This is a genomic window from Streptomyces sp. NPDC087787 (assembly GCF_044743035.1).
In the GTDB taxonomy this organism is placed as follows: domain Bacteria; phylum Actinomycetota; class Actinomycetes; order Streptomycetales; family Streptomycetaceae; genus Streptomyces.
This window is the reverse complement of the sequence record NZ_JBIUVQ010000012.1, coordinates 175,550-196,650: the sequence shown is the minus strand read 5'-3', so window position 1 is coordinate 196,650 and position 21,101 is coordinate 175,550. Positions and strand designations below refer to the sequence as shown.

The 21,101-nt window shown below is 72.3% G+C and carries 21 protein-coding genes; 9 read left to right on the top strand and 12 right to left on the bottom strand.

The window, feature by feature from the left end:
- Window positions 1–53: 53 nt before the first annotated feature.
- The 3 genes from tilS to dacB form a co-directional block, all read right to left on the bottom strand.
- Window positions 54–1,265 carry a tRNA lysidine(34) synthetase TilS gene (gene tilS / locus ACIOWN_RS20640; RefSeq protein ID WP_362350200.1) on the bottom strand — a complete coding sequence of 404 codons (1,212 nt, stop codon included), beginning with the start codon at window positions 1,263–1,265 and terminating at the stop codon, window positions 54–56.
- 193 nt (window positions 1,266–1,458) lie between these two features.
- Complete coding sequence (locus ACIOWN_RS20635) at window positions 1,459–2,598, bottom strand: zinc-dependent metalloprotease (RefSeq protein WP_362350198.1); 1,140 nt, start codon at window positions 2,596–2,598, stop codon at window positions 1,459–1,461.
- A 481-nt stretch (window positions 2,599–3,079) separates the two neighbouring features.
- Window positions 3,080–4,690, bottom strand: coding sequence for a D-alanyl-D-alanine carboxypeptidase/D-alanyl-D-alanine-endopeptidase (dacB, locus tag ACIOWN_RS20630; RefSeq protein WP_362350195.1), 1,611 nt, complete (start codon window positions 4,688–4,690; stop codon window positions 3,080–3,082).
- 79 nt (window positions 4,691–4,769) lie between these two features.
- On the opposite strand from dacB, the gene ACIOWN_RS20625 reads away from it, so the two are divergent.
- Window positions 4,770–5,261 carry an inorganic diphosphatase gene (locus tag ACIOWN_RS20625; protein WP_100568598.1) on the top strand — a complete coding sequence of 164 codons (492 nt, stop codon included), beginning with the start codon at window positions 4,770–4,772 and terminating at the stop codon, window positions 5,259–5,261.
- Between the two features lie 120 nt (window positions 5,262–5,381).
- Window positions 5,382–7,124, top strand: a complete 1,743-nt coding sequence (locus ACIOWN_RS20620; protein WP_362350193.1) for a threonine/serine exporter family protein — start codon at window positions 5,382–5,384, stop codon at window positions 7,122–7,124.
- A 40-nt stretch (window positions 7,125–7,164) separates the two neighbouring features.
- On the opposite strand, the gene ACIOWN_RS20615 is transcribed toward ACIOWN_RS20620, so the two are convergent.
- Window positions 7,165–8,094, bottom strand: coding sequence for a VTT domain-containing protein (locus tag ACIOWN_RS20615; RefSeq protein ID WP_362350190.1), 930 nt, complete (start codon window positions 8,092–8,094; stop codon window positions 7,165–7,167).
- A 157-nt stretch (window positions 8,095–8,251) separates the two neighbouring features.
- Between ACIOWN_RS20615 and ACIOWN_RS20610 the strand changes: the two genes are divergently transcribed.
- A complete protein-coding gene (locus ACIOWN_RS20610; RefSeq protein ID WP_326803480.1) occupies window positions 8,252–8,617 on the top strand; it encodes a YbjQ family protein in 366 nt (121 codons plus the stop codon).
- A 63-nt stretch (window positions 8,618–8,680) separates the two neighbouring features.
- Here the strand turns inward: ACIOWN_RS20610 and ACIOWN_RS20605 are convergent, their stop codons facing one another.
- Entirely contained in the window at window positions 8,681–9,442 is a 762-nt protein-coding gene (locus tag ACIOWN_RS20605; RefSeq protein ID WP_362350187.1) for a MerR family transcriptional regulator, read from the bottom strand.
- A 108-nt stretch (window positions 9,443–9,550) separates the two neighbouring features.
- Here ACIOWN_RS20605 and ACIOWN_RS20600 point away from each other — a divergent pair, with 108 nt between their 5' ends.
- Window positions 9,551–10,834: an ion channel protein gene (locus ACIOWN_RS20600; protein ID WP_362350184.1), complete on the top strand. Its 1,284-nt coding sequence runs from the start codon at window positions 9,551–9,553 to the stop codon at window positions 10,832–10,834.
- Between the two features lie 80 nt (window positions 10,835–10,914).
- Entirely contained in the window at window positions 10,915–12,327 is a 1,413-nt protein-coding gene (locus ACIOWN_RS20595) for a glutamate decarboxylase (RefSeq protein WP_362350181.1), read from the top strand.
- A 7-nt stretch (window positions 12,328–12,334) separates the two neighbouring features.
- Here ACIOWN_RS20595 and ACIOWN_RS20590 read toward each other — a convergent pair whose 3' ends face one another.
- Window positions 12,335–13,795 carry an aldehyde dehydrogenase family protein gene (locus ACIOWN_RS20590; protein ID WP_362350179.1) on the bottom strand — a complete coding sequence of 487 codons (1,461 nt, stop codon included), beginning with the start codon at window positions 13,793–13,795 and terminating at the stop codon, window positions 12,335–12,337.
- 148 nt (window positions 13,796–13,943) lie between these two features.
- Entirely contained in the window at window positions 13,944–14,768 is an 825-nt protein-coding gene (locus ACIOWN_RS20585) for a helix-turn-helix transcriptional regulator (RefSeq protein WP_100568597.1), read from the bottom strand.
- Window positions 14,769–15,123: 355 nt separating this feature from the next.
- On the opposite strand from ACIOWN_RS20585, the gene ACIOWN_RS20580 reads away from it, so the two are divergent.
- The gene (locus ACIOWN_RS20580) at window positions 15,124–15,603 is read left to right on the top strand and encodes an ATP-binding protein (RefSeq protein WP_362350177.1); all 480 of its coding nucleotides are present in this window, start codon (window positions 15,124–15,126) and stop codon (window positions 15,601–15,603) included.
- A 95-nt stretch (window positions 15,604–15,698) separates the two neighbouring features.
- Here the strand turns inward: ACIOWN_RS20580 and ACIOWN_RS20575 are convergent, their stop codons facing one another.
- From ACIOWN_RS20575 to ACIOWN_RS20560, 4 genes are all read right to left on the bottom strand, one after another.
- On the bottom strand, window positions 15,699–15,965 hold the full coding sequence (locus ACIOWN_RS20575; protein ID WP_100568509.1) for a DUF397 domain-containing protein: 267 nt from the start codon (window positions 15,963–15,965) through the stop codon (window positions 15,699–15,701).
- A 145-nt stretch (window positions 15,966–16,110) separates the two neighbouring features.
- The gene (locus ACIOWN_RS20570; RefSeq protein ID WP_362350174.1) at window positions 16,111–16,575 is read right to left on the bottom strand and encodes an SRPBCC domain-containing protein; all 465 of its coding nucleotides are present in this window, start codon (window positions 16,573–16,575) and stop codon (window positions 16,111–16,113) included.
- A gap of 56 nt (window positions 16,576–16,631) precedes the next feature.
- A complete protein-coding gene (locus ACIOWN_RS20565) occupies window positions 16,632–16,979 on the bottom strand; it encodes a metalloregulator ArsR/SmtB family transcription factor (protein ID WP_362350171.1) in 348 nt (115 codons plus the stop codon).
- A 28-nt stretch (window positions 16,980–17,007) separates the two neighbouring features.
- Window positions 17,008–17,382: a VOC family protein gene (locus ACIOWN_RS20560; RefSeq protein WP_362350168.1), complete on the bottom strand. Its 375-nt coding sequence runs from the start codon at window positions 17,380–17,382 to the stop codon at window positions 17,008–17,010.
- 440 nt (window positions 17,383–17,822) lie between these two features.
- Between ACIOWN_RS20560 and ACIOWN_RS20555 the strand changes: the two genes are divergently transcribed.
- Both ACIOWN_RS20555 and ACIOWN_RS20550 read left to right on the top strand, forming a co-directional pair.
- The gene (locus ACIOWN_RS20555; RefSeq protein ID WP_362350165.1) at window positions 17,823–18,341 is read left to right on the top strand and encodes a hypothetical protein; all 519 of its coding nucleotides are present in this window, start codon (window positions 17,823–17,825) and stop codon (window positions 18,339–18,341) included.
- Between the two features lie 91 nt (window positions 18,342–18,432).
- On the top strand, window positions 18,433–18,960 hold the full coding sequence (locus tag ACIOWN_RS20550; protein ID WP_362350162.1) for a DUF4232 domain-containing protein: 528 nt from the start codon (window positions 18,433–18,435) through the stop codon (window positions 18,958–18,960).
- 86 nt (window positions 18,961–19,046) lie between these two features.
- Here ACIOWN_RS20550 and ACIOWN_RS20545 read toward each other — a convergent pair whose 3' ends face one another.
- Window positions 19,047–20,168 (bottom strand): DUF2786 domain-containing protein, encoded by a 1,122-nt coding sequence (locus ACIOWN_RS20545; RefSeq protein WP_401983047.1) that lies wholly within the window; start codon window positions 20,166–20,168, stop codon window positions 19,047–19,049.
- A gap of 127 nt (window positions 20,169–20,295) precedes the next feature.
- Between ACIOWN_RS20545 and ACIOWN_RS20540 the strand changes: the two genes are divergently transcribed.
- Window positions 20,296–21,066, top strand: a complete 771-nt coding sequence (locus ACIOWN_RS20540) for a Clp protease N-terminal domain-containing protein (protein WP_401983045.1) — start codon at window positions 20,296–20,298, stop codon at window positions 21,064–21,066.
- The last annotated feature ends 35 nt before the right edge of the window (window positions 21,067–21,101 follow it).

The following is a 21,101-nucleotide window of genomic DNA, read 5'->3' as shown; positions in this document are numbered from 1 at the left end:
TCGACGGCCCTCCTCCGGACTCCGCGTCAGCGGGCCGGCGGGAGGGGCCCGGTTCAGCCTTGCCGAATCACCAGTCTGCCACCCTGTCGCTGGGCGACCACCCTGCCGGGCAGGTTGATGGCCTTCTGCCCGCGCCAGCCGGTGATCAGCCGGTCGACCTCCTCGATGTGCCGGGCGAACAGCGACCCGGCCGGAGCGCCGGCGTCGATGGCGGCCCGGCGCAGGATGCGGCGGCGTACGGCGGGCGGCAGGGCGTACAGCTTGGCGCACTCCAGGCGGCCGGCGTCGTCGCGGACGGTGGCCTCGGCCTGGCCGGCCCAGGCGTCGAGGGCGTCGGCGTCGTCGCGGGAGAGCTGGGCGGTACGCGCGAGGGCCTCCACGACGCCCTTGCCGAGGGCCTTCTCCAAGGCGGGGAGGCCCTCGTGGCGCAGCCGGGAGCGGGTGTAGGCCGGGTCGGTGTTGTGCGGGTCGTCCCAGACGGGCAGCGACTGGACCATGCAGGCCTTGCGGGCGGTCTGCCGGTCGATGTGCAGGAAGGGGCGGCGGTAACGGCCGCCGGCCCCCGAGACCGCGGCCATTCCCGACAGGGAGCGGATGCCGGATCCGCGGGCGAGGCCGAGGAGCACCGTCTCGGCCTGGTCGTCGCGGGTGTGGCCGAGCAGGACGGCGTGGGCGCCGTGGCGCTCGGCCGCGGCGTCGAGGGCGGCGTAGCGGGCGTCACGGGCGGCGGCTTCCGGACCGCCGTCGCGGCCGACGGTGACGGCGACGGCCTCGACCGGGTCCAGGCCGAGGGCACGCAGCCGCTGGGCGACCTCGTCGGCGCGCATCTCGGAGCCTGCCTGCAGGCCGTGGTCGACGGTGACACCGCCGGCCCGGACGCCGAGCCTGGGGGCCTCGAAGGCGAGGGCGGAGGCGAGCGCCATGGAGTCGGCGCCGCCGGAGCAGGCCACGAGCACGAGCGGCGACGGCGGACGCTCGTGCGGGGCCGACGTGTCCGCTGCGGCCGGTGTGTCGGGTGCGGCATGCGCCGCCGGTGCGGCGTGGGCGGCCGGCGAGCCGTGGGAGGCCTGCGCGGCGGTCGCCCGGACGCGGCCCGGCTTCGACGCGCCGAGCGGGGGCTGCCCGGGGAGTTGCGCGGCCAGGGGGCCGGGCCGGGCGTGCGCGGCCGGTTGCGCGGGGTGGGGTGAGAGCTGTTCGTCGAGGATGTCGTGGAGGACGCGGCGTACCGCCAGGCGTATCGCCGCGACCGCAGGATGGGGACCCATGTCCGGTTCCCTTCACGGAGTCTTCGGGGGGTGAGCCCGATATCGGTCACTCAGAGTGCGTCGATGGTGACAGAATCAGGCCGTTCCCCGAGCATTGCACGCCTACGCATGGCTCACGGTCCCTCGGACGAGTGATTGAAGCGGCGTTCGCCTGCCGTAGGCCGGATTCCTCGTCCGGGCGTCGCACACATGGTCACGGTTCGGCCCTGCGGTGCACCCGTGCGATCCAGTCCGCCGGCTTCGAGATCTCCCCCTTGGTGGGGAGGGTGTTCGGGGAGGTCCACACGCGGTTGAAGCCGTCCATGCCGACCTGCTCGACGACCGCGCGCACGAAACGCTCGCCGTCGCGGTACTGGCGCAGCTTGGCGTCCAGGCCGAGCAGCTTGCGCAGGGCCATGTCCAGGCGGGAGGCGCCCTTGGCACGGCGCTGCTGGAACTTCTCGCGGATCTCCGCCACGGTCGGCACGACGTCCGGGCCGACGCCGTCCATCACGAAGTCGGCGTGGCCCTCCAGAAGGGACATCACGGCGGTGAGGCGGCCGAGGATCTCGCGCTGGGCCGGGGACTGGACCATCTCGACCAGGGAGTGGCCGCCGTCGTCCTCCTCGGCCTCGGGGCGGCCGCCGGCCAGGGACTGGGCGGCCTCGCGGATGCGCTCCAGGAAGGCCATGGGGTCGACGTCCGTCTCTGCCAGGAAGGACTGGATCTCGCCCTCGAGGTGGTCGCGCAGCCAGGGCACGGCGGTGAACTGCGTGCGGTGCGTCTCCTCGTGCAGGCACACCCACAGCCGGAAGTCGTGGGGGTCCACGTCGAGTTCGCGCTCGACGTGGACGATGTTGGGGGCGACGAGCAGCAGCCGGCCGCCGCCGGGCGAGCCGTCACCGGCCGGCAGGTCGCGGGTGGCGGGGGCGAAGGTCTCGTACTGGCCGAGGACGCGGGAGGCGAGGAAGGACAGCAGCATCCCGAGTTCCACGCCGGTGACCTTGCCGCCGACGGCGCCGAGGACCGCGCCGCCGGGGGTGCCGCCGCGCCGCTCCTGCATCTTGTCCAGGAGCGGTTTGAGGATCTCCCGGAAACCGGCGACGTTCGCCCGGATCCAGCCGGGGCGGTCGACCACGAGCACGGGGGTGTCGTCCGTCTCGCGCGTACCCAGGCGGGTGAAGCCGCGCACGTGCCCCTCGGACGCCTTGGCGTGCCGGCGCAGTTCCGCGACGACGGCCCGGGCCTCGTCCCGGCTCACCTCGGGCCCCGGCCGCACCAGCCGGGTCGCGGTCGCGACCGCGAGATTCCAGTCGACCATCCCGGAACTTGCCGCACCACCGATGCTCGTCATGCGTCAACGGTACGTGAGCCCCGCCACTCGGGGCAGGCCGTGACGCTGGGCGAATGTGCGCTTCGTGTGCCGGCCGCGCCCCCGGTGCCCCGAGTCGCCCCCGGGCCGCCCGGGTCCGCCGGGACCCGGCTCGGGGCGGGGCCGCGCCACCCGTGCGGCCGTGGCAGGCGGCCGGGGCGGAACCGGCGGGGGTTCCGTCGCACCCGCCGTGCGCGCTGTCCTGCCCACCGCGGCGACCGGGCGGCGGACAGGCGGCGGGCGTGGCCGCAGGCCGACGTGGTGGCCTTGAACCGGCCCGGCTCTCTGCGGGCCCCGGACCCCGCCGTGACCGCTCAGGCGCACGGGCGGACACGGCCGGGCGCGCGAGTCCGGTCCGCGGGGCGGGACGCCCGGGGCCCAATGGGCCGTGTGCGCCAGGGGCTCCGCCGGTGTGCCGGGCCGCACTGCCGGACGGGGCGGGGCCCGGACGTGAGCCGGGGAGTCAGGTGCAGGCGCAGGTCGCCAGGGTGGTGGCCGCGTGGTCCAGTGCCCTCTGGGCTGCTTCCGGGGCCGTGGTGTCCTCCGCGAGGAACGCGAAGGCCAGGAGGTGGCCGTTGCGGGCGACGAGCGTGCCCGCGAGCGTGTTGACGCCCGTCAGCGTGCCCGTCTTGGCCCGTACGAGCCCGGCCGCGCCGTCCGCGTAGCGGCTGGTCAGAGTGCCGGTGAAGCCGGCGACGGGGAGGCCGGTGAGTACCGGGCGGAGGGCGGGGTCGGCCGGGTCGGCCGCCTTGGCCAGCATGGCCGTGAGCAGGTCCGCGGTGAGCCGGTCGGCGCGGTCGAGTCCGCTGCCGTCGTGGAAGTCGGCGCCCGCCAGGGGCAGGCCCAGCTTCTTCAGCTGGGCAGTGATCGCGGCGGCGCCCCCGGCGAAGTCGGGCCGCCCGCCCGTCGCGGTGGCCGTCTGGCGGGCCAGGGCCTCGGCGATGTCGTTGTCGCTGTTGGTGAGCATCCGTTCGACCAGGCTCGACAGCGGGGGCGAGGAGACGGTGGCCAGGGTCTCCGCGCGGCCCGTCGCCTCGGCCGCGCCGGCGACCGTGGTCCGTACGCCGTGGCCGGACAGCAGGTCGGCGAAGGCGCGGGCCGCGTCCGCCGCCGGGTCGGCCACGCGCGGGGCCGGGCCGCTGGTCGAGTCGCCGGTGCGGCCCTCGTCGGCCATCAGGGCGGTGACCGGGGCGATGTTGTCGTTCACGCCGATGGGGTGCAGGGAGGTACCGGCGTACAGGGTGGTGTCGTAGGAGAGTGTCACCTCGGTCACATGCCGCTTGCTCAGCGCGGTGGCCGTGTCGGCGGCGAGCGTGCGCAGGCTGGCCAGGCTGCCGGCGTCCTTGCGTGCGGTGAGCGTGGGGTCGCCACCCCCGATCAGGACGAGTTTCCCGGTGCCCGGTTCCAGCGCGGCGCGGGTGGTGAGCCGGTGGTCGGCGCCGAGGGCGGACAGCGCGGCGACGGCGGTAGCGATCTTGGTGGTGGAGGCGGGGACGTGCGGGTCTGCGGCAGCCTGGCCGTAGAGCCGCTCGCCGGTGGTGACGTCGAGGACGGCCGCCGCGTGGCGGGTGCCGAGGGCGGAGTCCCGCAGCAGCGGGTCAAGGGCGGCCGCGAGGGCCGAGGCGTCCGACGCCGGGCGCGCCGGGTCGCCGGCCCCGCCGAGGCCCACCAGCACCGGGACGGCACTGGGCGCGGGCCTCGCCCCGCCGTCCAACCCGGACACATCGGATGCATCCGACGGATCCGGCGTACCGGTCCGGCGACCGTGATCTGCGCCACCCGTGCGCCCCAGGGCCGCGGCCCGGTCCCGCTCGGCCGTACGCTGGCCGGAGGAGTCCCAGGGCCCGGCGGCGGTCACCACACCGGCGGCGAGCGCCAGCCCGGCCGTGGCGGCACCCGCGGTGTACTGCCAGGTCTTCGCCTTGGTGAGCCGCGTCCCGGCGGCCTCCGTGAGTTGCGCGACCCGCGGTCTCACGGTCCGCGCGGCCCGTACGAGCCGCGGCCGTGCGGCCCGTGCGAGACGGGCCAGGCGCGGTCTCGCGGCCCGCCAGGCTCTCAGCTCCGGCACGACCACCAGCCCCTTTCGCGATCACACACCTGCGTGAGGGACACTTAATCACCAGAACTATGTGCTGATCATGGAGGAGCCACCGGTGGAGTTCGACGTCACGATCGAGATTCCGAAGGGTTCGCGGAACAAGTACGAGGTGGACCACGAGACCGGTCGTATCCGCCTGGACCGTCGACTCTTCACTTCGACCAGCTACCCGGCGGACTACGGCTTCGTCGAGAACACCCTCGGCGAGGACGGCGACCCGCTGGACGCGCTGGTCATCCTGGACGAGCCGACCTTCCCCGGCTGCCTCATCAAGTGCCGCGCGATCGGCATGTTCCGGATGACCGACGAGGCCGGCGGCGACGACAAGCTGCTGTGCGTGCCGGCGTCCGACCCGCGTGTGGAGCACCTGCGGGACATCCACCACGTGTCGGAGTTCGACCGCCTGGAGATCCAGCACTTCTTCGAGGTCTACAAGGACCTGGAGCCCGGCAAGTCCGTCGAGGGCGCCGACTGGGTGGGCCGCTCCGACGCCGAGGCGGAGATCGAGCGTTCCATCAAGCGTTTCCAGGAGCACGGCGGTCACTGAGCCCCGCGCCTCCCACGCGCCGCACCGTCCCCACGGGGGCGGTGCGGCCGTTCGCATACCGGTACCTCCGTCTGCGCATACTGAGGCAGACGGAAGGTGTCGTTCAGGGAGCGTTTCTCAGTGACGGACGCGGAGGACCGCAAGCCGCAGTCGGACGAGGCGCGGAGTGCGTTCAGGGTTCCCGCCGGGTCGTCGGTGACCCAGGTGACCCAGGTGATCCCGGTCGTACCGGCGGCCGAGGCGGAGTCGTCCACGACGTCCGAGTTCGCCGTGCCCGAGGGGCTGGCGGCGCCCAGGACGGGGACCGCCGAGTCGGAGACCACGTCCGAGTTCGCCGTGCCGAACGGCCTCGACGTCACTCCGCCGCCGGTGGTGGAGCCGGAGGGGTCCGCCTTCAGCCTGCCGAGCACCTACAGCGCCCGCCAGGCCCCGTCCGCCTTCACCCCGGCGGGCGGCACCCCGGCGGTCAACCTGCCCAAGGACGTCCCCTGGCAGGACCGGATGCGCACCATGCTGCGCATGTCGGTGGCGGACCGGCCCGCGCCCGAACCGGTGCACAAGGCGGAGGAGGGCGGCCCCGCCGTCCCGCGCGTGCTCGACCTGACCCTGCGTATCGGCGAGCTGCTGCTCGCGGGCGGTGAGGGCGCCGAGGACGTGGAGGCGGCGATGTTCGCGGTCTGCCGTTCCTACGGCCTGGACCGCTGCGAGCCGAACGTCACCTTCACCCTGCTGTCGATCTCCCACCAGCCGTCCCTGGTCGACGACCCCGTGACGGCGTCGAGGACTGTGCGCCGCCGGGGCACCGACTACACGCGCCTGGCGGCCGTCTTCCGGCTCGTCGACGACCTGAGCGATCCGGAGAACCACCTCTCCCTGGAGGAGGCGTACCGGCGGCTGGCGGAGATCCGCCGCAACCGGCACCCCTACCCCGGCTGGGCGCTGACCGCGGCCGCCGGGCTGCTCGCGGGCACGGCCTCCGTCCTGGTCGGCGGCGATCTGATCGTCTTCGTGGCCGCGGCGCTCGGCGCGATGCTCGGCGACCGGCTGGCGTGGCTGTGCGCGGGGCGCGGACTGCCGGAGTTCTACCAGTTCACGGTCGCCGCGATGCCGCCGGCCGCGCTCGGCGTCGCGCTCACTGTGGCGCACGTCGACGTGAAGGCGTCCGCCGTCATCACCGGTGGACTGTTCGCGCTGCTGCCGGGGCGGGCGCTGGTGGCGGGCGTGCAGGACGGCCTGACCGGCTTCTACATCACCGCCTCGGCGCGCCTGCTGGAGGTCATGTACTTCTTCGTCGGCATCGTCACCGGCGTACTGCTGGTCCTGTACTTCGGCGTGAAGCTGGGCGCCGCCCTCGACCCGGACGCCGCGCTCGCCATGAGCCGGCGGCCGGTGCTCCAGATCGTCGCGGCGATGCTGCTGTCGCTGACCTTCGCCGTGCTGCTGCAGCAGGAGCGGTCCACCGTGCTCCTTGTGACGCTCAACGGCGGTGTCGCGTGGTCGGTGTACGGCGCCATGCACGACGTCGGCAACATCTCCCCGGTGGCGTCCACTGCCGTGGCGGCGGGCCTGGTGGGCCTGTTCGGGCAGCTGCTGTCCCGCTACCGGTTCGCGTCCGCGCTGCCGTACACGACCGCCGCGATCGGGCCGCTGCTACCGGGTTCGGCGACGTACTTCGGCCTGCTGTCGATCGCGCAGAACCATGTCGACAACGGGCTGGTGTCGCTGGCCAAGGCGGTGTCGCTCGCCATGGCCATCGCGATCGGGGTGAACCTCGGCTCGGAGATCTCCCGGCTGTTCCTGAAGATGCCGGGCGCCGCCTCCGCCGCGGGGCGCAGGGCCGCGAAGCGGACCCGCGGGTTCTGACCCGCGGGCGCCCGGCCCCCGCACTTCCTGCGGGGACTTCCTACGGGGCGCGGTAGTAGCCGCCGTTGTCCGGGTACTGCGGGTTCTGGTCGTAGCCGCCCTGCCCCTGGCCCTGCTGGTCGCCGTAGGGCTGCTGCGGGTACGGCTGCGCGTACTGCTGGCCGTAGCCGTACTGCTGCTGCTCCTGCGGGGGCTGGTTCTGGCCGCCGTACTGGTGCGGCGGCTCGATGCGGCGCAGACGGGTCGTGGCGTCGTCCATGACCGGCTGCTGGAACTCCTGCGGCTGCTGCCGCCCGTACGGGGCGGCGGCGGGCTGCGGGGCGGGGTCGGCCGGCTCCTCGGGGGCGTTCTTCGCCTTGGAGCGGGCGCGCAGGAACTCGATGATGATCGGGACCACCGAGACGAGGACGATCAGGATGAGGATCGCCTCGATGTTGTTCTTGACTACGCCGATGTTGCCCAGCCAGGAGCCGAGGAGCGTCACGCCCGCGCCCCACAGCACACCGCCGATGACGTTGAAGACCAGGAACGAGCGGTACCGCATGCCGCTGACGCCCGCGATGATCGGCGTGAACGTGCGCACGATGGGCACGAAGCGGGCCAGGACCAGGGACTTCGGGCCGTACTTCTCGAAGAACTCGTGCGCCTTGGTGACGTTCTCCTGCTTGAACAGGCGGGAGTCCGGCCGGTTGAAGAGCGACGGCCCGACCTTCTTGCCGAACATGTAGCCCGCCTGGTCGCCCAGGACCGCGGCGAGGCAGATCAGGGCGATGGCGCCCCACAGCGGGAAGTCCAGCTGCTTCGACGTGATCAGCAGACCGCAGGTGAACAGCAGGGAGTCGCCCGGCAGGAAGAAGCCGATGAGCAGACCCGACTCGGCGAAGACGATGAGGAGCAGGCCCCAGATACCGAAGGAGTTGAGCAGGTGGTTCGGATCCAGCCAGCTCGGGCCGAGGGCAAGCGTCGTCACGGTTCCGGACTCCTGAGGGGTGGGGTGGTACGGCGTCGGGGGCGAGGCGAAGCCTCGTGCGGTGCCGCACAAAGCTACCAACGCAAGGTATACGCCCAAGGTTCCATCAGTGCCCGGGGGATGGCGCCGCACGGTCCGCTCACGTCAAGCTTGCGCCATGAACATCGAGGAATACGGCGGCGGCCAGGAGCCCGAGCCGGACGTGCTGGTCGTGACGACGAACGACGTACCCGGCCACCGGGTGGAGAAGGTCATCGGCGAGGTCTTCGGGCTGACGGTCCGGTCCCGGCATCTGGGCAGCCAGATCGGGGCGGGTCTGAAGTCGATGATCGGCGGTGAGCTCAAGGGGCTCACCAAGACGCTGGTGCAGACCCGCAACCAGGCCATGGAGCGGCTCGTCGAGCAGGCACGCGCGCGGGGCGCCAACGCGGTGCTGGCCTTCCGCTTCGACGTGACCGAGGCGGCGGACGCCGGCACGGAGGTGTGCGCCTACGGCACGGCCGTGGTCCTGGTCCGGGAGTGACCGCCCGGGGCCCGGGTGCCGGGCACCCGGGCCCCTTTTTCCTCCGGCATGTACGCGGCGTTCCTACGACGTGTGCCGCTCGGCGTTGGCGACGATCGCGTCGTGCAGGTACGCGGCCAGGCCCGGCCGGATCTTCTCGTAGGTGGCGGTGAAGCGCGGGTCGGCGACGTACATCCGCGCCAGGCAGGTGTGCATCTCGTGACCGCAGTCGTAGTAGCTGCCGGAGATGAACCGGCGGTGCTCCTCGGCCACGTCCATGGCGGCCTCGGAACGGGCCGGTGTGCCCGCGTCGAGCAGCGCCGCCATGCGCCGGTGGATCGCGTTCTGCTCCTCGGTGAGCCGCTTCCAGTCCTCCTTGGTGTACGAGGCGGTACGGCGCCGGGACTGCCGGTACGCCTCCGTGCCGCCCCAGCGCTGCCCGACCTCGTCGGCGTATCGCTCGGGGTCGTGGTCGCCGAAGACCTCGAACCGCTCCTGAGGGGTGAGATCGATGCCCATCCTGCGTGCCTCCATGGCGTGCTCCACGGCCGCGGCCATCTCCCTCAGCTTCTCGATCCGGGCGGTCAGCAGTTCGTGCCGGCGGCGCAGGTGCGCGGCCGGATCCGCCTCCGGGTCGTCGAGCAGGGCCGCGACCTCCTCGAGCGGGAAGCCGAGCTCCCGGTAGAACAGGATCTGCTGCAGCCGGTCGAGATCCGCGTCGCCGTAGCGCCGGTGGCCCGCGTGGCTGCGCTCGCCGGGGACGAGCAGGCCGATGTCGTCGTAGTGGTGCAGGGTGCGCACCGTCACTCCGGCGAATCCGGCGACCTGTCCCACGGAGTAGCTCACTTCCGCTCCTTTCTCGGTACGCGGTCCACAGTGGCTCCTCACGCCGCGTGAGGTGCAAGCGTGTTTCGTTCCGGATGTGTGTCGCTTTCGTCCGCTTATCGTGAGCCCGTGGCCCAGGACACCGCGCAGCAGGCACCGACCGCCCCGGCGGCCCCGGCCCGAGCCCTGCTGCCGCTGATCCTGCCCGCACTGGTGGTCGGGGTCGGGTCCAGTCTGCTGTTCCTGCTGGTGAGCGGGGTGGCGGAGCGGTTACAGGGGGTTGTGTGGGAGAGCCTGCCCGATGCTCTGGGCATCGGGCGCTACTCGGTCGTCTGGATGCTGGTCGTGCTCACGGCGACGGGTGCCCTGGTGGGACTGGTGGTGTGGAGGGCCCCGGGGCACGCCGGACCGGACCCGGCGACGCTGGGTCTGACGGCCGCCCCGGTGGCGCCGGCCGTGCTGCCGGGGTTGCTGGTGGCCGCCGTGCTCGTGCTGGCCGGCGGGCCGAGCCTCGGCCCCGAGAGCCCCCTCATCATGGCGAACGCGGCCCTGGCGTTCGCGCTGGGCCGCCGGCTGCTGCCCCGGCTGCCGGGCGCGCTGTGGCCGGTGCTGGCGGAGGCGGCGACGATCGGCGCCCTGTTCGGTACCCCGGTGGCCGCCGCGCTCGTCGTCTCCGAGGCGCTGGCCGGGCGGCCGGCCAAGGGGGCGCTGTGGGACAACCTCTTCGCGCCGCTGGCCGCCGGGACCGCGGGCGCCCTGACGACCGCGCTGGTCGCCCGCCCCACCTTCGACCTGGGTCTGCCTCCCCTCGGCCGGCCGCACTGGGGCGACCTCCTGGCCGCGCTGGTGACCGCCTTCGCGGCCGCGCTGCTCGGCCTGCTCGCCGTGTACGCCTTCCCCCACGTCCACCGTGCCTTCTCCCGGCTCGGGCATCCGATGCTGGTCCTTCCCGCCGGTGGGCTCGTGCTCGGTCTGCTGGCGGTGCTCGGCGGTCCCCTGACGCTCTTCAAGGGGCTGTCGGAGGTCGCGGAACTGGCCCGCGATCCCGGGGCCTGGACGGCGGGGCAGTTCGCGACCATGACCGTGGTGAAGCTGGCCGCGCTGCTGGTCGCCGCGTCCTGCGGGTTCCGCGGCGGGCGGATCTTCCCGTCCGTGTTCGTCGGCGCCGCCTTCGGGCTGACCGCGCACGCCCTCGTGCCCGCGGTGCCCGAGTCGCTCGGCGTGGCGGCGGGCGTGCTGGGCATGCTCCTGGCCGTCACCCGGCAGGGCTGGGTGAGCCTGTTCACGGCCGCGGTACTCGTGTCCTCGCCGGCCGTCCTGGCTCTGCTGTGCGCCGCCTCGCTGCCGGCCTGGCTGCTGGTGACCGGCAGGCCGCTGATGCAGCTCGGGAAGGACGGTACGGCGATCCGCTGACCCCGCAGCCCCTCCCCCGCCCCCTCGAACCCCCGGCCCCAGGAACCCATCGATCGCGTCGATCCCGCAGGAGACAGCCCATGCCGCTGCACCGAGGACACGAGAAGCCCGACGAGCGCCCCCTGTCGGTCAACCCCTTCTACGGGGAGGCGAATCCGGCCGTCGAGATGGCCGAGGCGCCGCCCAAGCACCGGCTCGGCGAGACGCCCCTGCCGCCCTCGACGGCGTACCAGCTCGTGCACGACGAACTGATGCTGGACGGCAACTCCCGGCTGAATCTGGCGACGTTCGTCACGACCTGGATGGAGCCGCAGGCCGGCGTCCTGATGAACGAGTGCCGCGACAAGAACATGATCGACAAGGACGAGTACCCGCGCACCGCCGAACTGGAGCGGCGCTGTGTGGCGATGCTCGCCGACCTGTGGAACGCGCCGGACCCCTCGGCCGCCGTGGGCTGTTCGACGACCGGGTCGAGCGAGGCGTGCATGCTCGCGGGGATGGCGCTCAAGCGGCGCTGGGCACGGCGCAACGCCGACCGCTACCCCGGGCGGGATGCCCGTCCGAACCTCGTCATGGGCGTCAACGTCCAGGTGTGCTGGGAGAAGTTCTGCAACTTCTGGGAGGTCGAGGCCCGTCAGGTCCCCATGGACGGCGACCGCTACCACCTCGACCCGCAGGCCGCCGCCCGGCTGTGCGACGAGAACACCATCGGGGTCGTCGGCATCCTCGGCTCCACCTTCGACGGCTCCTACGAGCCGATCGCCGACCTGTGCGCGGCCCTGGACGCCCTCCAGGAGCGCACGGGCCTCGACATCCCGGTGCACGTCGACGGCGCCTCGGGCGGCATGATCGCGCCCTTCCTCGACGAGGACCTGGTCTGGGACTTCCGGCTCCCGCGGGTGGCCTCGATCAACACCTCGGGCCACAAGTACGGGCTGGTGTACCCGGGTGTCGGCTGGGCACTGTGGCGGGACGGCGAGGCGCTGCCCGAGGAGCTGGTCTTCCGGGTCAACTACCTGGGCGGTGACATGCCGACCTTCGCACTGAACTTCTCCCGGCCCGGCGCGCAGGTGGTGGCGCAGTACTACTCGTTCCTGCGACTGGCCCGCGAGGGCTACCGGCTGGTGCAGCAGAGCGCCCGGGACGTGGCCCGCCACCTCGCCGAACGGGTCGAGGCGCTCGGCGACTTCCGGCTGCTGACCCGCGGCGACGAGTTGCCGGTGTTCGCCTTCACCACGGCGCCGGAAGTCGAGGCCTACGACGTGTTCGACGTCTCCCGGCGGCTGCGCGAGAACGGCTGGCTGGTGCCCGCGTACACCTTCCCGCCGAACCGGGAGGACCTGTCAGTCCTTCGCGTGGTCTGCCGCAACGGGTTCTCGGCCGACCTCGCCGAGCTGTTCCTCGACGACCTCGGCCGCCTGCTGCCCCAACTGCGCCGCCAGCCGCACCCGCTGACCCGGGACAAGAACGCGGCCACCGGGTTCCACCACTAGGGTCTTTCTAGAACGGGAATCCGCTCCGGCCGTGCTGGACCGAGATCCACTTCAGGGTGGTGAAGGCGTCCAGGGTCGTCTCGCCGTTCAGACGGCCGATGCCGGAGTGCTTCTCGCCGCCGAAGGGGACGAGCGGCTCGTCGTGGACGGTGCCGTCGTTCACGTGGAACATGCCGGTGTCGATCCGCCGGGCGAAGGCGACACCCCGTTCGACATCCGCCGTGTGTACGGCGCCGCTGAGGCCGTAAGGGGTGTCGTTGACGATCCGGACCGCCTCCTCCTCGCCGTCGAACGGGACGACGAAGGCGACCGGCCCGAAGACCTCCTGGCGGAGCAGGGAGGAGTCGGCGGGCAGGTCCGTCAGGACCGACGGCTCGACGAGGTTGTCGGTGGTGGCGCCGCGCAGCAGGGCGGTGGCCCCCTCGGCGATCGCCTGCTGGACGACACCCGACAGCGCGTACGCCTGCGTGGAGTTGATCACCGGGCCGATGACGGTCTCCGGGTCGCGCGGGTCGCCGACCTTCAGCGAACCGACCTTGGCGACGAACTTCGCGGTGAACTCCTCGGCGATCGAGCGGTCCACCAGGATCCGGTTCGCGGCCATGCAGACCTGGCCCTGGTGGACGTACCGGCTGAAGACGGCCGCGTCGACCGCGTAGTCGAGGTCGGCGTCGTCCAGGACCACGACCGCGCTGTTGCCCCCGAGTTCCAGGACCGAGCGCTTGAAGTGGGAGGCGCAGACGGTGGCGACGTGGCGGCCGACCTGGTCGGAGCCGGTGAAGGAGATGACCTTGGGGACGGGGTGCTCGATGAAGGCGTCGCCGATCTCGGCTATGTCCGTGATGACGACGTTGAGCAGACCCGCCGGCAGACCCGCGTCCTCGAAGATCTTCGCGATCAGGGAGCCGCCGGTGACCGGGGTGTCCTGGTGCGGCTTGAGCACCACGCCGTTGCCGAGGGCGAGCGCCGGGGCGACCGACTTCAGGGACAGCAGGAAGGGGAAGTTGAAGGGGCTGATGACGCCCACGACACCGACCGGCACCCGGTAGAGGCGGTTCTCCTTGCCGTCGACCGGGGAGGGCAGGATCTTCCCTGCGGGCCGCAGCGCCAGGTGGATCGACTCGCGCAGGAACTCCTTGGCGAGGTGCAGTTCGAAAGCTGCCTTCAGACGGGTGCCGCCGAGCTCGGCGATGATCGCGTCGGTGATCTCCGGCTCCCGCTCCTCGACCAGCCGCAGCGCCCTCTCGAAGACGGCCCTGCGCGCGTAGGCGTTGGTCGCGGCCCACTCCTTCTGGACGCGGGCGGCCGCACGGTAGGCCTGATCCACCTCGTCGACCGTGGCTATGGTGACCGAGGCCAGCTTCTCCCCGTCATAGGGATTGAAGTCGATGATGTCCCAGGAACCGGTCCCCGGGCGCCACTCGCCGTCGATGTACTGCTGGGCCAGTTCGGTGAAGTAGGACGACATGCGCTCCCTCGATCCCCTGCCGCGAGACGGTCGAAGCAGTCGGAGCCCCGGATCAACCCCCGATCACTTCTTCATGGTCTGATCGCGTGTCATCGTACTTGCGAGCGACGCGAGTTGGGCGCCCGATGCCTGTTTCCGGAGGGTTTCCCTACGACAGCTGGAGCAGCCCGCGCAGCAGGTCGCGGCTCTCGTCCGGGCCGGGTCCGTCGTGCTGGAGTTCCTCCAGCGTCCGCTCGTACTGGGCGACGTCCTCGGGCTTGTCCAGGTAGAGGGCGCTGGTGAGCTGCTCCAGGTAGACCACGTCCGACAGGTCCGACTCGGGGAAGCTGAGGATGGTGAAGGCCCCGGACTCGCCGGCGTGCCCGCCGAGGCTGAACGGCATGATCTGCAGCCGTACGCTGGGCCGCTCGGACATCTCGATCAGGTGCTGCAACTGCCCGCGCATCACGTCACGGTCGCCGTGGGGACGGCGCAGGGCGGCCTCGTCCAGGACGATGTGGAGGTCGGGCGCGTTCTCCGAGACGAGGTACTTCTGCCGCTCCATGCGCAGCGCCACCCGCCGCTCCACGTCGGCCTCGCTCGCGCCCTGCATACCGCGCCGGACCACCGCCCGGGCGTACGCCTCGGTCTGCAGCAGTCCGTGCACGAACTGCACCTCGTAGACGCGGATCAGCGACGCCGCGCCCTCCAGTCCCACATAGGTGGGGAACCAGTTCGGCAGGACGTCGGAGTAACTGTGCCACCAGCCCGCGACGTTGGCCTCCCTGGCGAGGGAGACCAGCGAGGTGCGCTCCGTCTCGTCCGTGATGCCGTACAGGGTCAAGAGGTCTTCCACGTCTCGGGTCTTGAAGCTCACCCGGCCCAACTCCATCCGGCTGATCTTCGATTCCGAGGCGCGGATCGAGTACCCGGCCGCCTCGCGCGTGATCCCCCGCGCTTCGCGCAGCCGCCTGAGTTGCGAGCCGAGCAGCATGCGCCGCACCACCGATCCTGGCTCTCCCGCGCTCACGTCCGCCAGCCTCCCCAACCGTCTTCAAGGCCCGCAGTCTGCCACTAATTCACTCCGAGCTGTACTCGCGCGATTACGGAAACGGAAAGTGATCAAGGAATATGCACGGGCGCCCGCCGGGCGGGAGGCCGGCGGATGACAGGAAGATGGCGGAAAAAATGGCCAGTAAGCGGTACGGGGAGGCTCATTTCGGTCGCGTGCACGTGCATCTGCCCTTGCATCTGCTCTGCGCATCCGAAACCATGGTCTCGCGCCACCGCTGCATCGCAACGACCGCGGATTACCGGGAGTGCCTCGCATGGGGACGAATGGATCGACCATGCTCGAGCCGTTACGGCTGGGCCTTCCCCCGCTGGATCCCGCGGCCGTGGCCAGCGCGGCCTCCTGCGCGCTGCCCGCCCGCTACGAAGCGGTGCGCGAGGCGAGACGGTTCACCCGCACGACCCTTGACCGCTGGGAGCTGGACGACCGGTTCGAGGACGTCTGCCTGGTGGTCTCCGAACTGGTCACCAACGCCCTGCGGCACGGACTGCCGGAGCTCGCGCCGGAGCCCGCGTGCGACCACGACTCGCCCGTGCGGCTGCATCTGCTGCGCTGGACGGGGCGGCTGGTGTGCGCGGTGCGCGACCCCAGCCGGGAGAGCCCGGTCGCCCGCGTGACGGACGACTTCTCGGCGGAGTCGGGCCGCGGCCTCTTCCTCGTCGACTCCTTCAGCGACGGCTGGGGCTGGCACCCGCTGACGGGCACCCTGGACGGCAAGGTGGTCTGGGCACTCTTCCGGCTGCCGCCCGCCGAATGACGAACCGCGGCCCTCTTCCGCGCCGCGGTTCTACGCGCGTCACCGCGTGTCGCGCCCCGGTCGCCCGGGGTGACGCACCCTGACCGGAGGGCATGTCAGCCCGCTATCAGGTGGTCGAACTCCCCGTCCTTGATGCCGAGGAGCATCGCCTCGATCTCCGCGCGCGTGTAGACGAGCGCGGGACCGTCGGGGAAGCGGGAGTTGCGCACCGCCACATCTCCGCCCGGCAGTCGCGCGAACTCCACGCAGGAGCCCTGCGAGTTGCTGTGCCGGCTCTTCTGCCAGGCCACTCCGCGCAGCCCTGCCGCCGCCATGCCGTTGTACACGTCGCCCCCGTACCCGCCCTCGACGTCGTGGTCCACAGGTCGCTCCCCGGTGGTGCACTGGCTGGTATGGCCATTGATGCATCGGTCAACTGATCCGGATCATAGCCCTGTTCACATGCAGGTGCGCGCGCAGATGCACGTGCACGATGAGTGGTTCAGCGGTTACAGGCTGCCGTCCGCCTCACCCGAGCCGCTCCAGCGTCTGCCCCAGAACGCGCAGGACATGCGAGCGCCACCCCCCGTCCATGATCTTTCGCGCCATCATCTGTGCCGGGTCGTCCGGATCGAATCCGTCGTGCACCAGGAAGAGACGCGTGCCGCGGCCTTCCTGTTCCAACGTCCAGGTGAGTGTCCAGTCCGCGGGATTGGCCGGATCGGCGTCCCTCCAGCGGACGGACAGCATCCGCTGGACGTCGTAGGCGAGGACCTCCACGTCGACGACGCCGGAGAAGCGGGAACTGGGACGCGGGACGGAGGTCATCCGGTAGCGGTGGCCGACCTCCAGGCGGAAGTCCGCGGCACCCGGCATCTGCCACTGCGCGAGAAGCGAGGGCTCGGTGAGGGCCCGCCAGACCTTGGCCGGCCGGTGCGGGTAGAACTGGTCGACGCGGATCGTGGTGAGGTCGTCGTGGGGGTCGGTGCTCATGTGCGATCGCCGTGGGGTGTGGGGGGCTCGGGCGCGGTCACCGCAAGGCTCGGCGCTCAGGTGGGGCTGTCGTCCGGCATACGGTCCAGCAGCGCGCCGAGTTCCTTCATCCGGCCGCGCCAGAACCGCTCGTACGGGTGGAGCCAGTCCTGCACCTCCGCCAGCGGGGCCGCCTCCAGACGGTAGATGCGCTGCCGTCCGGAGCGCTGTTCGGAGACGAGGCCGGCCTCCCGGAGCACCTTGAGGTGTTCCGAGAGGCTGGGGCGGCGCATGGCGAAGCGGTCGGCCAGCTCCTGGACGGGCTGGGGCCCCTCCTCGCGCAGCAGCCGCAGCACCTCGCGGCGGGTGGCGTTGGCGAGCGCGGCGAAGACGCGGTCCTCGGCGGCGGTGTCCGTCCCCTTCATGCGGTGCTCGTCCCGTTCATGGCGGCGGTCAGAAGCCTTCCTTCTCCGTCAGCAGCATCAGGCCGTTGCCGTCGGGGTCCGCGAAGGAGGCCATGCGGCCCCAGGGCAGGTCGTCCGGACCCTGCACCGGGATGCCCGCCTGCGCGAGCCGCGCGCAGTCGGCGTCGACATCGGTCGTGACCAACATGATCCCCCGTGCCGATCCGGGCTCGAAACCCCCCATCCCCGGTCCGGAGAGCGTGAAGACCGTCTGCGCGCCGGCGGGCGCCACCTGAAGCCAGCGCCCCTGGGGCATGTCGCGGTCGGCGACGGTCTCGAAGCCGAGGACGTCCGTGTAGAAGCGCAGCGCGCGGTCCTGGTCATCGACGGGGAGGGTGATGAAGGAGGCGTGAGTGATGTTCATGGGGACGACTTTAGGTAGGAGATTCCCTACGCGTCAACCGTAGGGAATCTCCTACCTGTCGTCCGCCCACGCCGGCAGCCGCTGCCGCTGGGCCGTGACCCGGGTGCCAGGCCGCCCTCCGGGAGAAGCAGGGCACGCCCACGCGGCACGATGCTGCCGCCGTGCCGATCGGAAGGCGCGCCCTGGGATGCCCGATCCGGCGTCGGCCGGCACCGCCCCCACCGCACCCGCGTGGGGCGGTGGGGCATCGGACCGTCCAGGCCCGACCGGACACCCCGGGGCGTGAACACGGCTGAGCACGAGCCCTGGACCCAGGACTCACTCCCGCTCGGTCCATAGGAACGGTCCGAAAGGCCTCCTGGCAGGGCCCGGCCTTGGTAGCTTGCTGCGGTCGTACCGGCCGCCGGACGGCCGGCCGGGCCGAGGCTGGGGGCTTTCCGATGACGACGGCGACCAAGGCGACGACGGCTGACAGGGCGACGGGGGTGAGCGCGGCGACGCGGATCGCGGCCGCGGTCCTGCTCGGCGCGCTCGCGCTCTCCGGGTGCGACAGCGGCGGCTCCGGTGACACGGGCGGTGCCACCGCGACCCCCGGCGCGACCGCGCCCTCGACCGGCGGCGACGACGGCGCGGGCGATCCGGCCGCCGATGGTGACGGCGTGGACGGCAGTTGGCTCACCACCAACGGTGGCAGGGCCGTGGCTCTGATCGTCAACGGCAAGCAGGCAGCGCTCTTCTCGACCGGCCGGACCATCTGCACCGGAACGGCGGCCGAGGAGGGCGCGCGGCACGTGATCCGTCTCGACGCGTGCAAGTCCCGTACGACCGGCACGGTGGACTCCGTCAACAGCACCACGCTCCGCGTTACCTGGGAGGGTGGTCTCGGCACGGAGACGTACACGCGGTCGACCGGCGGGGCACTACCGTCGGGCCTGCCAACGGCGAGCCTGGGCTCCTGACGTTCGCGAAGCCGATCGCGGGGCGGGCAACCGCGCGGCGCGCTCATGCGTGATGATCCCCGGGCATCGTCACGACCCAAGGGACCAGTTCATGCGCGCCATTCCGCTCACCGTCACCGCTCTCACCGCGGCCCTCCTGCTCACCGCCTGCGGCAGCGGCGGTGACGACACCGGCTCCGGGGACAAGAACACCGGCAGCACGGCCTGCCGGATCGGCGGGCTCGGGGTCCAGGTCGGCCCCGCCAACGCCGCGCCCGCCGCCGGGGACACGGGCGATGTGCCCGTCACCGTCACCAACCGGGGTGCCCGGTGCACCTTGGAGGGCTTCCCGGGCGTCACCCTGTCCGCCGGCAAGGCCACGGCGACCGTCCCGCAGGACACGTCCGGCAAGCCGCAGAGGCTCAACCTGGCCAAGGGCGACACGGCGTCCTTCACCCTCACCTACGTGCGGGCCAAGGAGGGCGGCGCCAAGAGCCTCGCGGTGACGTCGCTGAAGCTCCGCCTGCCCGGAGCGTCCGACAGCCAGGACTTCCCGTGGTCCTACGGCCCGGTCCAGGGCAAGAAGGACGCGGGCGACCCGGACGCCTCGGTGACGGCCTTCCAGCCGGCCGGCGACTGACCGCGACGTCCCTCACGCGGGTGGCGGCGGACCACGACGCCGGTCGCGCGGATGGTTCACGCGGGTGGCGACCGGCCGCGGCGCCGTCACGCGGGTGGTGCGGCCCGTCGGCCGAGTGGCGGGCGGGACTTCACCTGGGCCCGGTCCGCCGCCCGGGCCCCCTCCTCCCAGCCCTCCGTGTCGCTCACCCCGCGCAGCCGGGTGGTGGTCGTCTCCGGGAACAGGCGGTCCACGCGGTCGGTGACCGCGACGTCCCGGGTCGCCAGCACGGGCAGCAGGTCCGCGGTGACCTGGGCCTCGGCGGCGGCCGCGAGGCGGGCGCCGACCCGGTGGGCGTAGGCGGCGAGGAAGGACTGCCGGAAGGTCTTCGTCCGCTTTCGCCCGCCCGCCCGCTGGGCGGCCTCCGCCCTGGTCATCGCGGTGGTGGCCTGGACCAGCAGCGAGGCGTGCAGCAGTTCGACGACCTCCAGGTCGGCTTCGAAGCCGACGACGGTGGAGAAACCGAGGGCCTCGTTCCACACGGCGCGGCAGTGGTTGGCGGTGGCGACGGCGTCCAGCAGCACGGCCTTGGCCTGTTCGTACGGCGGCTCGACACCGATCCGGCAGGCGCCGGGGGCGTCGGGCGCCTGGGCGCGGGCCGCGAGCAGCGCCTCGTCCACGCTGTGCCGCGCCATCAGCTCCTGCGCCTTCGCGGTGAGCGCCTCCGCCTCCTCCGGGTACCCGGTCGCCTCCGCCTTGGCGAGCAGCGCCCGGATCCGGGTGAGCATGCGGGACTCGGCCCGGGGCGCGGGCGCGGTCTCGTCCAGCGGTTCGAGCACGGGGAGCCGCAGCAGCAGGCGGTAGAGCTCCAGGACGGTGGTGGCGTGCGAGAAGCGGTCGGCGCGGGGCGGTTCCCCGCTGGGCAGTGCGTCGAGCTGGGCGCTCCAGCGCGGGCCGCGCGGCCGGTCGTCGGCCGCCTGCGCGCGGACGAGCGCCGCGAGCAACTGTGCGTGGGCCTCGTCGAGTTCCCGCCGGACGAGCCGCGCGACATCGGCGGGCTGCCAACCGCGCCGCCACGCCGTCGCCACGAACTCCCGTCCACGCCTCAGGAGTTCGGCGTCCACCGCGGGATCGGCCGCCAGCAGGGAGGCACCGGTGTCGAGGGCGTCGTCGGTGGGTGCGTACAGGGCGGCCCGGAAGGCCCGGTCGACGGTGTTGGACGTACTCACCGCTCGATCGTGCCATGAGCCGCCCGAAACTCTGTCCACACCCTGTGGACAACCATCCGCCCCCGAAAGCGGCAGGGGTGTCAACCCAAGGTTGACACTCGGAGGGTGCGCAACCTACGGTTGACACATGACGAACCCCACCATCAGGTCGAGCGTCCGTCTGGACGACCTCATCTCGGCCATCAAGACCGTCCACCAGGAACCCCTCGAACAGCTCCAGGACGCCGTGCTCGCCGCCGAGCACCTGGGCGAGGTGGCGGACCACCTCATCGGGCACTTCGTCGACCAGGCCCGGCGCTCCGGCGCCTCCTGGACCGACATCGGCAGGAACATGGGCGTCACCCGGCAGGCCGCGCAGAAGCGGTTCGTGCCCAAGGAGTCGGCCGACCTCGATCCCAGTCAGGGCTTCAGCCGCTACACGCCCCGCGCCCGCAAGGTGGTCATGGCCGCCCACGAGGAGGCCAAGGCCGCCAGGAGCGCCGAGGGAACGCCCGCGCACCTGGTCCTCGGGCTGCTCATCGAACCGGAGGCCATGGCCGCGCAGGCCGTAGAGGCCCAGGGCGTCACCCTGGACGCCGTCCGCGAGGCCGCGACCGCCGCCCTGCCGCCGGCGTCCGACGACGCCCCCGAGCTGGTCCCCTACGGCTCGGCCGCCAAGAAGGCCCTGGAACTCACCTTCCGCGAGGCCCTGCGCCTCGGGCACAACTACATCGGCACCGAGCACATCCTGCTGGCCCTGCTGGAGCTGGAGAACGGCGAGGGCGTCCTCAGCGGCCTCGGCCTGGACAAGGCGCGCACCGAGGAGTACGTGGCGGCGGCCCTGGCGGAGCTGGTGGAGGACCGGTCCCGGCAGGACGAGGACCAGGAGCCGCGGACGGACGGCGGACAGGAGGGCTGACCTGCCCGGACAGGGCGACTGGCCTCCCCGGACCT

Bases quoted from the DNA above. Each gene is read 5' to 3' on its own strand.
- ACIOWN_RS20610 (WP_326803480.1), top strand. From the start codon at position 8,252: ATGAACATCGAGGAATACGGCGGCGGCCAGGAGCCCGAGCCGGACGTG.
- ACIOWN_RS20635 (WP_362350198.1), bottom strand. From the start codon at position 2,598: ATGACGAGCATCGGTGGTGCGGCAAGTTCCGGGATGGTCGACTGGAAT.
- tilS (WP_362350200.1), bottom strand. From the start codon at position 1,265: ATGGGTCCCCATCCTGCGGTCGCGGCGATACGCCTGGCGGTACGCCGC.
- ACIOWN_RS20560 (WP_362350168.1), bottom strand. From the start codon at position 17,382: ATGAACATCACTCACGCCTCCTTCATCACCCTCCCCGTCGATGACCAG.
- ACIOWN_RS20580 (WP_362350177.1), top strand. From the start codon at position 15,124: ATGCTCGAGCCGTTACGGCTGGGCCTTCCCCCGCTGGATCCCGCGGCC.
- ACIOWN_RS20595 (WP_362350181.1), top strand. From the start codon at position 10,915: ATGCCGCTGCACCGAGGACACGAGAAGCCCGACGAGCGCCCCCTGTCG.
- ACIOWN_RS20585 (WP_100568597.1), bottom strand. From the start codon at position 14,768: ATGCTGCTCGGCTCGCAACTCAGGCGGCTGCGCGAAGCGCGGGGGATC.
- ACIOWN_RS20540 (WP_401983045.1), top strand. From the start codon at position 20,296: ATGACGAACCCCACCATCAGGTCGAGCGTCCGTCTGGACGACCTCATC.
- ACIOWN_RS20565 (WP_362350171.1), bottom strand. From the start codon at position 16,979: ATGAAGGGGACGGACACCGCCGCCGAGGACCGCGTCTTCGCCGCGCTC.
- ACIOWN_RS20570 (WP_362350174.1), bottom strand. From the start codon at position 16,575: ATGAGCACCGACCCCCACGACGACCTCACCACGATCCGCGTCGACCAG.
- ACIOWN_RS20555 (WP_362350165.1), top strand. From the start codon at position 17,823: ATGACGACGGCGACCAAGGCGACGACGGCTGACAGGGCGACGGGGGTG.
- ACIOWN_RS20550 (WP_362350162.1), top strand. From the start codon at position 18,433: ATGCGCGCCATTCCGCTCACCGTCACCGCTCTCACCGCGGCCCTCCTG.
- ACIOWN_RS20590 (WP_362350179.1), bottom strand. From the start codon at position 13,795: ATGTCGTCCTACTTCACCGAACTGGCCCAGCAGTACATCGACGGCGAG.